This window comes from Leifsonia virtsii (genome assembly GCF_030433675.1).
GTDB lineage: Bacteria > Actinomycetota > Actinomycetes > Actinomycetales > Microbacteriaceae > Leifsonia > Leifsonia virtsii.
The window spans coordinates 782,725-798,223 of the sequence record NZ_JAROCB010000002.1 but is presented as its reverse complement, the minus strand read 5'-3'; the positions used below and the strand labels follow the sequence as shown (position 1 = coordinate 798,223).

At 71.2% G+C, this 15,499-nt stretch carries 11 protein-coding genes; 1 reads left to right on the top strand and 10 read right to left on the bottom strand.

The annotated features are described in order from the left end of the window. Positions 1 to 18: 18 nt before the first annotated feature. From P5G59_RS09815 to sucC, 10 genes are all read right to left on the bottom strand, one after another. A complete protein-coding gene (locus P5G59_RS09815; RefSeq protein ID WP_301218424.1) occupies positions 19 to 1,833 on the bottom strand; it encodes an ABC transporter ATP-binding protein in 1,815 nt (604 codons plus the stop codon). After that, on the bottom strand, positions 1,830 to 3,662 hold the full coding sequence (locus P5G59_RS09810; RefSeq protein ID WP_301218422.1) for an ABC transporter ATP-binding protein: 1,833 nt from the start codon (positions 3,660 to 3,662) through the stop codon (positions 1,830 to 1,832). Before P5G59_RS09810 ends, P5G59_RS09815 begins: the two co-directional genes overlap by 4 nt. A gap of 411 nt (positions 3,663 to 4,073) precedes the next feature. Next, the gene (gene ddaH, locus P5G59_RS09805; protein WP_301218420.1) at positions 4,074 to 5,273 is read right to left on the bottom strand and encodes a dimethylargininase; all 1,200 of its coding nucleotides are present in this window, start codon (positions 5,271 to 5,273) and stop codon (positions 4,074 to 4,076) included. A gap of 24 nt (positions 5,274 to 5,297) precedes the next feature. Continuing rightward, positions 5,298 to 6,353, bottom strand: a complete 1,056-nt coding sequence (locus tag P5G59_RS09800; RefSeq protein WP_301218418.1) for a Glu/Leu/Phe/Val dehydrogenase family protein — start codon at positions 6,351 to 6,353, stop codon at positions 5,298 to 5,300. 101 nt (positions 6,354 to 6,454) lie between these two features. Then, positions 6,455 to 8,035, bottom strand: coding sequence for a bifunctional phosphoribosylaminoimidazolecarboxamide formyltransferase/IMP cyclohydrolase (gene purH, locus P5G59_RS09795; protein ID WP_301218416.1), 1,581 nt, complete (start codon positions 8,033 to 8,035; stop codon positions 6,455 to 6,457). After that, on the bottom strand, positions 8,032 to 8,625 hold the full coding sequence (purN, locus tag P5G59_RS09790) for a phosphoribosylglycinamide formyltransferase (RefSeq protein WP_301218414.1): 594 nt from the start codon (positions 8,623 to 8,625) through the stop codon (positions 8,032 to 8,034). The genes purH and purN overlap by 4 nt, the downstream gene beginning before the upstream one ends. A gap of 32 nt (positions 8,626 to 8,657) precedes the next feature. Next, positions 8,658 to 9,968 (bottom strand): cell division protein PerM, encoded by a 1,311-nt coding sequence (locus P5G59_RS09785; protein WP_301218412.1) that lies wholly within the window; start codon positions 9,966 to 9,968, stop codon positions 8,658 to 8,660. A gap of 55 nt (positions 9,969 to 10,023) precedes the next feature. Then, entirely contained in the window at positions 10,024 to 11,409 is a 1,386-nt protein-coding gene (locus P5G59_RS09780; RefSeq protein WP_301218410.1) for a hypothetical protein, read from the bottom strand. A 137-nt stretch (positions 11,410 to 11,546) separates the two neighbouring features. Further along, a complete protein-coding gene (sucD, locus tag P5G59_RS09775; protein ID WP_301218409.1) occupies positions 11,547 to 12,434 on the bottom strand; it encodes a succinate--CoA ligase subunit alpha in 888 nt (295 codons plus the stop codon). A gap of 17 nt (positions 12,435 to 12,451) precedes the next feature. Then, positions 12,452 to 13,615 carry an ADP-forming succinate--CoA ligase subunit beta gene (gene sucC, locus P5G59_RS09770; protein WP_301218407.1) on the bottom strand — a complete coding sequence of 388 codons (1,164 nt, stop codon included), beginning with the start codon at positions 13,613 to 13,615 and terminating at the stop codon, positions 12,452 to 12,454. 232 nt (positions 13,616 to 13,847) lie between these two features. On the opposite strand from sucC, the gene P5G59_RS09765 reads away from it, so the two are divergent. Continuing rightward, complete coding sequence (locus tag P5G59_RS09765) at positions 13,848 to 15,473, top strand: hypothetical protein (protein WP_301218406.1); 1,626 nt, start codon at positions 13,848 to 13,850, stop codon at positions 15,471 to 15,473. Positions 15,474 to 15,499: the final 26 nt, after the last annotated feature.

The following is a 15,499-nucleotide window of genomic DNA, read 5'->3' as shown; positions in this document are numbered from 1 at the left end:
GCCCTGCCTCGCCGCGCTCTATACGAGCGAGTCGCGCCAGGCCGCGTGCAGCTGGGCGAAGCGGCCGGTGCCGGCGATCAGGTCGTCCGGCGTGCCGTCCTCCACCACGCGGCCGTGCTCCATCACCAGCACGCGGTCCGCGATGGCGACGGTCGACAGGCGGTGCGCGATGATGACGGCGGTGCGGTCGGCGAGCAGCGTCTGCAGCGCCTCCTGCACCAGGCGCTCGCTCGGGATGTCGAGCGAGCTGGTGGCCTCGTCCAGGATGAGCACCGACGGGTCGGCGAGGAACGCCCGGGCGAACGAGATCAGCTGCCGCTGACCCGCCGAGACCCGGCCGCCGCGCTTGTTGACGTCGGTGTCGTAGCCGTTGGGGAGGCCCTCGATGAACTCGTGGGCGCCCACCGCCTCGGCCGCCCGCACGATCTCCTCGCGCGTCGCGTCCGGCTTGCCGAGCGCGATGTTGTCGGCGACCGAGCCGCTGAACAGGTACGCCTCCTGCGTCACCATGACGATCGCTCGGCGCAGGTCCTTCGGGTGCAGATCGCGCAGATCCACGCCGTCCAGCGTCACCGAGCCCTCGCTGGGGTCGTAGAACCGCGAGATCAGCTTGGCCAGGGTCGACTTGCCCGCACCCGTGGAGCCCACCAGCGCGACGGTCTGTCCCGCCGGGATGTCGAGCGTGAACTCCGGCAGGATCACGCGATCCTGCTTGTACGCGAAGGTGACCCCGTCGAAGTGGACGTGGCCCTGCGCCTCCCACAGGTCGACCGGCTTCACCGGGTCGGGGACGCTCGGCTCCTCCTCCAGCACTCCGGAGATCTTCTCCAGGGCGGCCGCGGCCGACTGGTAGGAGTTGTAGAACATCGCCATCTCCTCGATCGGGTCGAAGAAGCGGCGGGTGTACAGCAGCACCGCCAGCAGCACGCCGATCGCGAGCTGGCCGTCGGCGACCCGGAAGCCGCCGACGAGCAGCACGACGCCGACCGCGACGTTGCCGATCATCACCAGGCCGGGGTCGAAGATCCCGAACAGCTGGATGACGCGGGCGTTCACATCCCGGTAGTCCTCGACCAGTCCGCCGAACTCCTTCTCGTTGCGCTTCTCCTTGCGGAACGCCTTGACCGCGCGGATGCCGGTCATGGTCTCCACGAAGTGCACGATCAGCTTCGCCGACGCCACCCGCGAGATGCGGAACAGCCTCTGCGAGCGCTTCTGGAACCAGCGGGTCAACAGGTACAGCGGCACCAGCGAGCACACCAGCACCACACCGCTCGCCCAGTCGATCGAGAACAGCGCGATCGCGATGAACAGCATGTACAGCACGCCCTGCACCAGCTGGTTGATGCCCGAGTCGAGCAGCTCGCGGATGGAGTCGAGGTCGCTGGTCTGGCGCGAGATGATGCGGCCGGACGTGTACGACTCGTGGAACTCCAGCGAGAGCTTCTGCGTGTGCAGGAACACGCGCTTGCGCAGGTCGATCAGGATGGCCTGGCTGATCCGTGCGCTCAGCACGGTGTACCAGGCGATCAGGCCGGCGCCGATGACGCCGGTGACCAGGTACGCGACGCCCGCGGCGGCCAGCGGGAACCAGTTCTGCTTCAGCAGGGCCGGCAGCCCGTTGTCGATGCCGAAGGCGATGATCGCGGGTCCGGCCACCTGGGCGGCCGTGCTCACCACGACCACCACCGCGGTCAGCAGCAGCCGCGACCGCAGCGGGTGCAGCAGCGAACCGAGCAGCCGCAGCGAACGCGTGCGGATCTGCCTGCTCTCCTCCTTGCTGAGGTCGTTGCGCTCCTCGCCTTCGACGCCCAGCACTGTCGTCGTGCTCACAGGTTCACCTCCTCCAGGATCTCCTCGTTCTGTTCGTCCTCCAGGCTGGAGATGACGAAGCGGTAGTGCTCGCTGGTGGCGAGCAGCTCGCTGTGGGTGCCGACCGCGGTGATGCGGCCGTCCTCCAGCAGCGCGACCCGGTCGGCGAGCATGACCGTGGACGGCCGGTGCGCGACGATCAGCGCGGTGGTGGAGGCGAGCACCCGACGGAGGGCGGCCTCGACCAGCGCCTCCGTGTCCACGTCGAGCGCCGACAGCGGGTCGTCGAGCACCAGGATGCTCGGGTTCGCCGCCACCGCCCGCGCCAGCGCGAGGCGCTGCCGCTGGCCGCCGGAGAGGCTGAGCCCCTCCTCGCCGACCTTCGTCTCGACGCCCTCGGGCAGGTCGTAGACGAAGCCCGCCTGGGCGATTTCGAGCGCCTCGGTGAGCACTCGCTCCGCCTCCGCCGACACCGGGTCGAGACCGTCGCGGCCGAGCAGGACGTTGTCGCGCACGGACGCCGAGAACAGGGTCGCGTCCTCGAACGCCATGGCGATCGCCTTGCGCAGGTCGTAGCGCGTGAGGTCGCGCACGTCGACGCCGTCGACCTTCACCGCGCCTCCGGTCACGTCGTACAGACGCGTGGTGAGGGCGGTCAGGGTCGACTTGCCGGAGCCGGTCAGGCCCACCAGGGCCATCGTCTCCCCCGGCTTCACCGTCAGGCGCACGCCGTCGAGCAGGTCGGGGAAGCGCTCCGGCGAGTCCTGGTAGCGGAAGTGCACGTCGTCGAAGACGAGCTCGCCGCGAGGCTCCTCGATCGTCTTCGGGTCGGCGGGATCGGTGATCGCGTTGGTCTCGTCCATCACCTCGAAGAAGCGGTCGGCCGCGGTGCGGGTGTCGAACGTCATCGAGAGCAGGAAGCCGATCGACTCGATCGGGAACCGCAGAACGGTGGCCGTCGCGAAGAACGCGACCAGCTCGCCCACCGACAGCTGACCCTGCGACGAGAGCCAGACGCCGACGACGAGGGAGATCGCGAACGCGATGTCCGGCACCAGCAGCAGCCACAGCCAGATGCCCGCGATCGCCTTGGCCTTCTCGATCTCGGTGCCGCGGAGCTGCTCCGCCTGCGACTCGAAGCTCTTCAGGGCGTGCTTGCCGCGGCCGAACGCCTTGAGCACGCGGATGCCGTGCACCGACTCCTCCACGGCCGTGGCGAGGTCGCCCGCCTGGTCCTGGCTGCGACGGGCGACGACCGAGTATTTGTTCTCGAAGACGAAGCCGTAGATCCACAGCGGCACCGAGCACACCAGGAAGATGAGCCCGAGGATCCAGTTCCAGCCGATCAGGATGGCGAAGCCGACCACGATCGTGACCACATTGACCACCAGCAGCACGATGCCGAAGGACAGCCAGCGGCGGATCAGGCTGAGGTCGCTGACGGCGCGCGACAGCAGCTGGCCGCTCGGCCAGCGGTCGTGGAAGGCGACGGGCAGGTCCTGCAGTTGCGCGTAGAGCGCGTTGCGCATCCGCGCCTCGACGTGGGTGCCCGGGGTGAGCACGAACCAGCGCCGAAGCGAGATGAACACGGCCTCCGCCGCGCCCAGCCCGACGACGAGCAGGGCGGCCGGCCAGACGGCGCTGGGGTCACCGGTCGAGAGCGGGCCGTCGACCAGCCAGCGCAGCACCTGCGGGATGCTCAGGGCGACCAGGCTGGCGAGCAGCGCGGCGACCATCCCGAGCACGATACGGGGCGCGGCGGACTTGGCGAACGGCAGGATGCGCAGCAGGGTGCGGACGGTGCTCGACCGCTTCTTCGTGGTGTTCTTCTGTGCCGTGGCGACAGACATGGAGATTCCGTTTTCTGTGAGTGGTCCGACGTCGTGGGTCGGCGGCGACCGCGCGGAGGAGTCGCCGAAGGCCTGCCGGCGGTGGCAGACCCTGTGAGAGAGGGTGCGGGTGCGCGCGGGAACGGCGCGCGGGGCGGGTGACCTACCGCCCGTACGGTCGGGCGCCGGCCACAAGGGCGGCGACGGACCCGGGCACGGTGGTCTTTCGTGCGGTCTCGATCGTCGTCATGGCGTCCTCCCAGCCTCGATGTATGCGTCCTCAGTGCCGCGACAAGGCAGCCCTACAGCATATTGCCAGGCTGAGGGAGTTAGCAAGAGTTTTCTTGAATGCGGTCGTCTGGAACGACTGCGGCGGGTCGACCCGTCGCAGTGGTTCCGCACGCACGCAGTCGCGGCGGCGGCCCGCCCGCGTCAGCGGATGCGGATGGAGAGGCAGGTCACGCAGCCCTCGAGCTTCTCGAACTCCGAGATGTCGACCTGGACGACCGTGTAGCCGAGGTCCTCGACCAGGGCGACCGACTGCGGCGCGGAGGACGACATCAGCACGGTGTCCTCGGAGAGCACCACGACTGCGGTGCCGTGCGCCTCGGGCACCGGGAGGAAGCGCTCGAAGATGCGCGGGTCGTCCACGATGGGCTCGTACCCGATGACGGTGCCGTCGGGCAGGGCGGTCACGGCGGTCTTCAGGTGCAGCGCCTTGGTCACCGGCACGGCGACGACCGAGTAGCCGAGCGGGCCGGCGATGGCGCGCAGCTGGCGGATCCCCTCGGCGTTCGTCCGGCCTCCGCGGCCGACGTACACGGTCGAGCCGACCTTGAGGACGTCGCCGCCCTCGAGCGTGCCCGGCGCGACGATCCGCTCCAGGTGCAGGCCCTGCGCGCGCAGCGCGGCCTCGGTTCCCTCCGGCTCGTTCTGCCGCGACTCGGCGCCCGGACGGGTGACGACGGCGACGTCGCCGAGGACCACGGCCGTGTCCTCGACGAACACGGAGTCGGCCATGCGGTCGGCGCTCGCCACCTCGACGGTCTGCCAGCCGGCCTCGGACAGCGCGGCGACGTAGGCGTCCCACTGCTTGTCGGCGAGCTCCGCATCCACCGGCTCGCGGTCGATGTGGGTGACGAGGCCCTCGGCGAGGTTGGCGGCGGGGATGCGCACGAGCGCGATGCGGCGCTCGGTGCGCTCCCCGCCCTCGATCGCGCGGAACACCGCGTAGCCGGCGGTCGGGAACGCGATCGCGACCGCCAGCCAGAACGGCAGGTTGATGCCGACGAACGACTGGAACAGCTGGCCCCACGCCTCGCCGGAGAGGTTGACCTTGAGCACCGTGAACAGGATCAGCGTGCCGAGCAGCGTGCTCACCAGGGCGAGCACGATGCCGGTGACCACGGCGATCCAGCGCCGCTCGAAGCCACCGAGGAGACCCGCGCCGAAGCCGAGCACCAGCGCGACGAGTGTGTTCCATCCCACGTACGGCGTCGTGGTGGCGAGCGCCGCCGAGTTCAGCTGGCTCGCCACCAGGATCACGAACGTCGAGGCGACGAACGCGATCGCGGCGACGGCGACAGCGGCGGAGATGGATGCGGCGAGCCTACGGCCCCAGGAAGACGTCATGGCATCCAACCTAGCGGAGCGCTGCTATGCGTTCGCTGGCTCCCGCAGCCGGCCGAGCGCCAGCTCCTCCGCTGCCTCCAGCGTCGTGACGCCGCGCTCGGCCGCGACCCGGAAGATCTCTGACACCGTGTCGCCGATGCGCTCGACCCGCTCCTGCGTCGCCTCGGCGGTCACCCCGGGCTCCCCGGCCATCGAGAGGAAGATGACCCCGCCTGCGTTGACCACGAAGTCCGGAGCCCACAGGATGCCACGGGCGGCCAGCCGCTCCGCCCCCGGGCGCTCCGCCAGCTGGTTGTTGGCCGGCCCGACGACCGCGCGCACGCGCAGCTCGTCGATGACGCGCTCGGTGAGCACGCCCCCGACGCCGGCCGGGACGAACACGTCGCCCTCGACCCGGTGCGCCACCTCGGGCTCGACCCAGGTGGCGCCGATCGCCTCGGCGAGCGCGCGCTTCGCGGGGTTCACGTCGGTGACCGTCAGCACGGCGCCCTCGCTCGCCAGCCGCATCGCGATCAGCGAGCCGACGTGCCCGAGCCCCAGCACGATCACGTGCCGGCCGGCCACGGAGCGGCTGCCGAAGACCCGCTCGAGGGTCGACTGCAGCCCCGCGTAGACGCCGGCCGCGGTCGCGTCGCTCGGCTCGCCCACGCCGCCCTCCGACGGCGGGAGCCCGCACACGTGCGCGGTCCGCGTGGCGACGACCGACATGTCCTCGGCGCTCGTGCCCACGTCTTCGGCGGTCATGTAGCTGCCCCCGAGCGTCTCGACGGCGTCGCCGAGGTCGAGCATGGCCTCGTAGCGTTCGGTCGGGGTCAGGGTCGTGCCGCGCGGCACGTAGACGACCGCCTTGCCGCCGCCGCGGTTGAGCCCCGCGGCCGCGTTCTTCATCGTCATGCCCTCGGCCAGGCGCAGCGAGTCGGCCACGGCCTCCTGCCAGGAGTCGTACGTCCAGACCCGGCAGCCGCCGAGGGCGGGACCGAGGACGGTGGAGTGGACCGCGATGCTGATGGTGAGGCCGCTCCGCCTCCCCTTCACCACGTGCAGTGTTTCGTGCGGCAGGTCGGCAGGCAGGACGGACATCGGTGTCTCCTCGTGGGATCGCGGTGAAAAGGTGTGGCGGTCTTGTGGACCGCCGTCCATTCTCCCGCGCCCGCGACACCGAAGCAACGTGCGACGCGGCCTCAGTGGAAGAAGTGCCGCTCCCCCGTGAAGTACATCGTCACACCGGCCGCCTTGGCCGCCTCGACGACCTCCTCGTCGCGGATGCTGCCGCCCGGCTGCACGATCGCCCGCACGCCGGCGTCGATCAGGATCTGCGGGCCGTCCGCGAAGGGGAAGAACGCGTCGGAGGCCGCCACCGACCCGCGGGCACGGTCGCCCGCCCGGCTGACCGCCAGGTTGCAGGAGTCGACGCGGTTGACCTGGCCCATGCCGACGCCGACGGAGGCGCCGTCGTGGGCGAGCAGGATGGCGTTCGACTTGACCGCGCGGCACGCCTTCCAGGCGAACTCGAGGTCGGCGCGGGTCGCCGCGTCGGCCTCCTCGCCGGCGACGAGCGTCCATCCGGCGGAGGTGAAGCCGTCGAACCGGTCGCTGTCCTGCACGAGCACGCCACCGGAGATCTGCCGGAACTCGGTGAGCGCACGCGCGTAGTCCTCCGGCAGCTGCAGGATGCGCAGGTTCTTCTTGGTCTGCAGAAGCTCCAGCGCCTCGGGCTCGTACGCCGGAGCGATGAGCACCTCGGTGAAGATGCCCTTGACCGTCTCGGCCATGGCGAGGGTCACCGTGCGGTTGGCCGCGATGACGCCGCCGTACGCCGAGACCGGGTCGCACTCGTGCGCCTTGCGGTGAGCCTCGGCGATGTCGTTTGCGACCGCGATGCCGCACGGGTTGGCGTGCTTGATGATGGCGACGGCCGGCTGGTCGAAGTCGTACGCGCTGCGCAGCGCCGCGTCGGCGTCGACGTAGTTGTTGTACGACATCTCCTTGCCGCCGAGCTGGGTCGCCTGGGCGATGCCGCGTCCGGCCGGGTCGGCGTAGAGGGCCGCGGCCTGGTGCGAGTTCTCGCCGTAGCGCAGCGTCTGCTTGAGCTCGGCGCGGGCCTCCCAGCGCTCAGGGAAATCGTCGGTCGAGGGCGCCTGCCCCGCGAACCAGGCCGCCACAGCGCCGTCGTAGGCGGCGGTGTGCGCGAAGGCCTTGGAGGCGAGCTCGCGCCGCTGGTCGAAGGTCGTGCCGCCCGCGGCGACGGCCTCGATCACGGCGGAGTAGTCGTCGGGCGAGACCACGATCGCGACGTTCGCGTGGTTCTTCGCCGACGCGCGGACCATCGCCGGGCCGCCGATGTCGATCTGCTCGACGACGTCGTTGCCGACCGCACCGGAGGCGACGGTCTCGACGAACGGGTACAGGTTCACGACCACGAGCTCGAACGGATCGATGCCCAGATCCTTCAGCTGCTCCTCGTGCGAGGCGAGCCGCAGGTCGGCGAGGAGACCGGAGTGGATGGCCGGGTGCAGCGTCTTGACGCGGCCGTCGAGCGACTCCGGGAACCCGGTCACGCTGGCGACGTCGGTCACCTCGTGGCCCGCATCCCGGATCGTCTGCGCGGTCGAGCCGGTCGAGACCATCTCGACGCCGGCGGCTGCGAGAGCAGCGGCCAGGTCGAGCAGCCCGGTCTTGTCGCTGACCGAGATCAGGGCGCGGCGGACGGGAACGAGGTCCCGTTCGCGGTACAGGCTGGCGTCGTGGCGGGGTCCGCTCATGCTCTGGCAAGCTCCTCGAGGTCGATGTGTCCGTTGGCGATGTCGAGCACGGCGTCGATGAGCAGCCGTCGCTCCACGGGTTTAATGCGCTCGTGCAGGGCGGCCTCGGTGTCGCCGGGCAGCACCTCCACGCGCTCCTGGCTGATGATCGGGCCCGCGTCCACTCCGTTGTCGACGACGATGAGGCTCGCGCCGGTCTGGGTCACGCCCGCCGCGATCGCATCCCGCACCGCGTGGGCCCCGGGGAACTCCGGCAGGTAGGCGGGGTGCGTGTTGATGAGGTTCGGGGAGAGCGCCTCGACGACACGCGGGGGCACCAGTCGCATGAACCCGGACAGAATGGTGAGGTCGGGCTCCCACTGCCGGATCTGCTCCAGCAGGGCGTCGCCCCACTCCTCCCGGCTCGCGTACGACGTGAACGGCACGGTGAATGTCGGGATGCCGAACCGCTCGGCATGCTCGAACCCGTCCGCCTCGCGGTCAGCACCGACGGCGACGACGCGCGCCGGGAACTCGGCGTCCTCCGACGCCTCCAGCAGAGCGCGCAGGTTGGAGCCACCGCCGGAGATCAGCACCACAATCGAGAGCACCCCACCAGCCTAGCGGCGAGCGACGGCCCCGATCACCGCCGGCCGCGGCCCGAGGCGACCCGGCCGAAGGCTCCCCGGCCGGAGACCGCGAGGCCGATGGCCGCGGCGACCGCGACCTCGGCGGCCGCGAGCGCGCCGACCAGCCACGGGTTCGGACCGACGTCGTGCAGCCGGCCCGGGCCGAGCGCCCCGGAGGACCACCAGGCGAGCAGGCCGAGCTCGATGCCGGCGACGGCGCCCATCCCGAGGGCCGTCAGGGCGATCGAGCGCACGCCGTCGATCCGGTGGGCGCCTGGGCGCGCGCGCAGCAGCACTCCGCAGACGAAGCCGGCGAGGATCGGGACCACGACGCCGACGAGCCCGAAGGCGTAACCGCCCGGCGGGATGACCCCGAACAGCGGCAGCCCGGGCAGCGGCCCGAGCGCCGTCCCGAGCGGGCTGACGGCGGAGCCCGTGCCGATCGCGAAGCCGGGGCCGATCAGCCAGGACGCCATCCACACCACCAGATTCGGGAGGATCGCGAGCTGGCCGACGGTCAGGGCGACGCCACCCGCGACGCCGGTCTGCAGCTGCTCGTAGAGGCCGATGATGGCGCCGTAGTTGCCGAAGATGAGGAGCGCGAGCACGAGTGCCGCGAGGCCGATCACGATGGCGGTCGCGGCCGAGCCGGCGCGCAGGGCGGCGACGGCGCCGTCGGCGAGTGCCTCCGGGATCACGCGGGTCCGGGTGCGGAGAAGGGAGAGCACGGCTCCCCCGCCGTCTTCCGCGCGACCGACGCCCGCCTCGCCGCCGCGACCCTCGACCGAGCGCAGCGCCGCCTCCTCGTCGGTCGTGCCGCGCAGAGCCGCGAACCCGAGGCCGGCGGCGATGCCGATCCCGTAGACGAACGGGGGCAGCACGATCCCCTGCCAGATCGACGGCTGCACCATCGGCGCCCCGGCGGTCAGCACGACGAGCGTCGCGATCACGGCGAACGTCAGCAGAGCACTCGCCGCGCCGACGAGACGCTGACCGGTCTCGGCGGCGCGCATCCCGGTCCGGACGCCGAGACCTGCGGTGAGGACCGCCAAGCCCAGCAGGGCGATGGTCAGCTGGAACGGCGTCCCTGCGGCGGGAAGCCCCAGCTGCGCGACGGTCTGCGGGTCGAGCGAGACGGTCAGGTTGACGCCGTGACCGACCAGCCAGATGTCCGCGGCCGACCGCCACACCACGGTGAAGTCGGCGCCCAGCTGGTACTGCGCCGCCCACAGGATCGCGATGGGGACAAGGCAGATGCCGAGGCCGATGGCGGCGACGATGAGCGCCTCCAGCGCGGCGAGCAGGGCGACGGTTGTGCGACTCATGACCGAACGGAGCCTACCGGCGGCGCCGCGGCCCGAGCCGCCGACACTTCGACGCTCAGGAGACCGTCATCACGGGGGTGTCGTCGTCCACCTCCTCCGGGACCGTGATCACGGGACGCTGCAGCAGCTCCAGGAGGGCGACGGCGAGCGCGGAGAGCACCAGCGTCCAGATGACGAGGGCCGGTGTGATGGGCCGCACGAACAGCACGACGGCGGCCGCGATCACGGCGACGGCGGCGCGGAGGAGGGCGCGCTGCGCGTACAGCCACTCGCCGACCCTGCCCGTCGTGATGCCGTGGCGTTCCGCCGCGGCCCGCGCCGACGCGACGCCGGACTGGAAGAACCCGCGCAGGCGGCGGGGCACCGCGAAGGGGCCGGCGTACCAGCCGACGAGCGCGACGGCCAGCGCGAGGACCAGCACCGCGACCGCGGTGGCGATCATCGCATCCGTCACGGTCGAATACAGCGTCTGCGCCAGCTTCGACGGGACCAGCGACGGCGAGGCGGACGCGACGAAGACGATCCGACCGACGGCGAGCGCCGCGAGGGTCAGGCCCATCGCCAGAGCGAGCGCGACCGACGCCCAGACGAGGGCGAGCGCGCGCCGCCGCGCCACGATCACGCCGAGCGCGAGCAGGCCGATGGCCACCCACGGCAGCCACGCGCCCGCGGCGATCGCCAGTCCGTAGAACAGCTGCAGTGTCGGGATGGAGGAGTTCTGCGCCACCGTCACCGTGCGGTCCACGGACGGGATCTGCGAGGCGAAGGTGAGCCCCTGATCCACCAGCAGCTGTTTCACCCGGTCGATGATGGGGCCGAGCTGGATGCCGATCGAGCCGTCCGCCCCGACCGTGACCGCCGCCTTCGGATCGTTCTGCATCGTCGCGACGAGCTGGTCGTGGCTGGTGCGCAGAGCCTGCTCCCAGACCTGGGCGAACGCATCCGAGGCGACGAACCTCTGCACGGTGGAGGTCATCAGCGACACGATGCCCTGCGCCAGCGGCCCCTTGAGGGCGTTCAGGGCCTTCGTCGCCACCGGACCCGTCCCGAGCTCGGTGATGCCGTCGATCACCTGCGAGGTGACCTGCGGGATGTCGACGTGGTCCTGCACGGCCTTCACCGCCTGATCGGTGATGAACGCCTGCACGCCCGGGTCCTTCGCGAGCGGCGCATAGGTCGCGACGAACGAGTCGGTGTCGGTCAGCTGGATCTTCGCCCACGACGCCACGACAGCGACCGGCGCCAGGATCGCGCCGAGCACGATCAGCACGACCGCGAGCAGCGTCCAGGCCCAGCTGCGGCGGTGCTTCACCGGTTCGGCCGGCGGCGGGAGCGGCCGCGTCGCGTCCGGGTCGGCTTCGGCCTGCTGCCGGAGGGCGGTGTTCTCCTCCTCCAGCGCTGCGATGCGCTGCAGGAGCTCGGCGTTCGTGAGACGCGCCATCGGCCTCCCCTTCCGGCGTCCAGGTGGCGACACTGTAACGCGCGGGGTCGAGGCTCGGGCAGAGAGCAGTTTCGGCGCAGACGACACGAGGCCGGGACCCTGACGGATCCCGGCCTCGCGCTTAGTGCGTGCTGCCGTTACAGCGCGGCGTACACCTCGCGCAGCAGGGCGGCGGTCTCGGACGGCGTCTTGCCGACCTTCACGCCGGCGGCCTCGAGGGCCTCCTTCTTCGCCTGCGCGGTGCCCGCAGAGCCGGAGACGATGGCGCCGGCGTGGCCCATGGTCTTGCCCTCGGGGGCCGTGAAGCCGGCGACGTAGCCGACGACCGGCTTGGTGACGTTGGCCTTGATGAATTCGGCCGCGCGCTCCTCGGCGTCGCCGCCGATCTCGCCGATCATCACGATCGCCTTGGTCTCCGGGTCGGCCTCGAACGCGGCGAGCGCGTCGATGTGGGTGGTGCCGATGACCGGGTCGCCGCCGATGCCGATCGCGGTGGAGAAGCCCAGGTCGCGCAGTTCGTACATCATCTGGTAGGTCAGCGTGCCGGACTTCGACACGAGCCCGATCGGGCCCTTGCCGGTGATCGTGGCCGGGGTGATGCCGACGAGCGACTCACCGGGGGTGATGATGCCGGGGCAGTTCGGGCCAATGATCCGGGTCTTGTTGCCCTTCTCCTTGGCGTAGGCCCAGGCCTCGGCCGAGTCCTGCACCGGGATGCCCTCGGTGATGACGACGAGCAGCGGGATCTCGGCGTCGATCGCCTCCACCATCGCGTCCTTCGCGAACGCCGGGGGCACGAAGATGATCGACACGTCGGCGCCGGTCTTCTCGATCGCCTCGACGACGGTGCCGAACACGGGCAGCTCGACGTCGCCGTGCGTGACCGTGGTGCCGGCCTTGCGGGCGTTCACGCCGCCGACGACCTGGGTGCCGGCCTTCAGCATCAGCGCCGTGTGCTTGGTGCCCTCGCCGCCGGTGATGCCCTGGACGATGACCTTGGAGTCCTTGTTGAGGAAGATAGACATGTTCGTTCGTCCTTCGCTTACTTCGCGGCCAGCTCGGCGGCCTTGTCGGCGCCCTCGTCCATGGTGAGCGCGAGGGTCACCAGCGGGTGGTTCGCCTCGGTGAGGATGCGGCGGCCCTCGTCGACCTTGTTGCCGTCCAGGCGCACCACGAGCGGCTTGTTGGCCTCGCCGCCGAGGATCTCCAGGGCCTTCACGATGCCGTTCGCGACCGCGTCGCACGCCGTGATGCCGCCGAACACGTTGACGAAGACGCTCTTGACCTGCGGGTCGTTGAGGATGACGTCCAGACCATTCGCCATCACCTCGGCGGACGCGCCGCCGCCGATGTCGAGGAAGTTCGCGGGCTTGACGCCGCCGTGCTTCTCGCCGGCGTAGGAGACGACATCCAGGGTCGACATGACGAGGCCCGCGCCGTTGCCGATGATGCCGACCTGGCCGTCGAGCTTGACGTAGTTGAGGTTCGCGGCCTTGGCCTTGGCCTCCAGCGGGTCGGCCGCGGCCTTGTCCTCGAGCTCCTCGTGGTCGGGGTGGCGGAAGTCGGCGTTCTCGTCGAGCGAGACCTTGCCGTCGAGGGCGATGATGTCGCCCTCCTCGGTGAGGACGAGCGGGTTGACCTCGACGAGGGTCGCGTCCTCGCCGGTGTAGACCTCGTACAGCTTCACGAAGACGTCGGCGACCTTCTCGACGAGGTCCTCCGGGAAGCCGGCGGCTTTCGCGATCTCGACGGCCTTCGCGTGGTCGATGCCGCCGCGGGGGTCGACCTCGACGCGGGCGAGCGCCTCCGGCTTCTCCACGGCGAGCTGCTCGATCTCCATGCCGCCCTCGACGCTGGTCAGCGAGAGGTAGGAGCGGTTGGCCCGGTCCAGGAGCACCGAGAAGTAGAACTCGCGGGCGATCCGGGCGCCGCCGGCGACCATCACGCGGCGGACGACGTGGCCCTTGATGTCGAGCCCGAGGATCGCCTTCGCGGCCTCCTCCGCCTCGTCCGGGTTCTTGGCCACCTTGACGCCGCCGGCCTTGCCGCGGCCGCCGGTCTTGACCTGCGCCTTGACGACGGTGACACCGCCCAGCTTCTCGGCCGCGGCGCGCACCTCCTCAGGGGTGTCGGCGACGATGCCCGGAAGGACCGGGACCCCGTACTTCTCGAACAGGTCTCTGGCCTGGTACTCGTATAGATCCACGGTTATCCAATCCGCTGATTGCCCGGTGCGCTCGTGGCTGCCGGCTGATTCCTCGAGGCGGCCCGACGCGAGAATAGCTCGACGCCGAGATAAATTCGCCAGGAAGAACTTTAGCGCGTCCGCCTGAACGCCCCGAATCCGCCAAGGTGCACACAGGCGAAGGATCGGGGCTCCTCTCCACAGATCCGCCGGATCCGGACCACGCGCCCGCCGCCCCCGCGACGGTGGATGCATGACCCAACGACCTTTGACCTTGATCACGGCGGTGAGCCTCGCGGGGCTCGCCGTCTTCCTCGGAATCCTGCACAGCCTCCTGGTGTCAGCACCCGCACGTGCGCTGACCGGCGACGGCCACGGCCCCGGTTACCTGTCGGCAGACGGCTGGTGGCTCGGCTCGTACCACCTCGACGACGGCACTCTCGGCTTCTGCCTCCATCCCGGCAAGACGGCGCCCACGGGCCTGCCGTACAGCTATGCCGACGCCGCTTCGACCGGTTGGTGGACGCCGGAGCAGTCGGCCGTGTTCGCCTACATCGCCCGCACCTGGGCGGGAACGGGCGACCGCGTCACCGCCGCGGCGGGCCAGCTCGCCACCTGGATGTACGCCGGTCTCCCCGCGGATCAGGCACGCGCCAGGGCGGACCGGGCGGGCGGCGACGCCGACGCGGTGTTCGCCCGCGCGAACAGCATGCTGGAGGAGGCCGCGGCCCGGGCGTCCACCGGGGTGCGTGCGGCCGTCGTAGTGGAGCTCGCCGAGACCGGGCCGGGCCGGGTCCGCGTCGAGCTGACGGTCGACCGCCTCTCCGGACCCGAGGTGCTGCCACCCGGGGCGCACCGCGTGCAGACCACGCTCTCCGGAGCGACCTTCGCCGACGCATCGACGGCATCCTCCCTGCCGACAGGGACAGACGTCGAGTTCGTTCCGACGGGCACCGAGTCGAGCGTCGCCGTCAGTGCCACCGCGACCACGGGAGACCTCCCCTACGGCAATCGGATCACGGTCGCGCTTCCCGCGGTCGACGCTCAGGCGGTCCTGATCGCCCAGCCGTCCTCCGCGACGGCGAGCGCGTCTGCCGATGTCACCGGTCCATCCCCGCTGCCGTTCCAGCCGCGCGTCGAGACGCAGACCTCGACGCCCGAGGCGCGGCCCGGTGCGGAGATCTCGGACACGCTCGTCGTCTCGGTCGACACGGGAGACGGGCTTCTCCCCAGCTGGGGCGTCCGCCAGACCGATGACGGCTTCTCCCCGGTCACGGCCGTCGTGCAGAGCACACTCCACGGCCCCTTCGACCAACCGATCGCCCCGGCCCAGGAGCCACCGGCCGGTGCCCCGGTGGTCTGCACGGTCGAGACGGTCGTGGAGGGGACGGGCCGGTACACGACGCCCACCTGCACGCTGCCTGCGGACGGCTACTACGTCTGGACGGAGCGGATCGACCCGGAACGCACCGATCCGGGTGAGGGAGGCGAGCGGATCAAGCCCTGGCAGTCGTCCTTCGGCATCGCGAGCGAGACGACCCGGGTGACCACTCCGGCAGCGGCGGTCGTCGGCCAGGCGGAGCTCGCCGCGACCGGCGCCGCGGACTCGGTCGTGCCGGCGCTCTGCGGGACCGGCGCCGGCCTCGCCGGGGCGACCATGCTGACGGTGGCACGCCTCCGCGGGCGCCGGGCGTCCCGGTCGCCCGGCGGCGGGTCCCCGGCTGGCAGGCAGGTCCGCGTGGAGCAGGAAGGCCCGCCTGCGGGACCCCGCCGCGCCCGCCACGTGCGCGAGGTGACGCGCCCCACCCGCTCCCCTCGGCTCGTCGCCGGCCGGCTCGTCGGGCCGCGGCGCCCGCGCTCGACCTGGTTCGGACGATGAACCGCGCGATGGCGACCCTCTCCGCG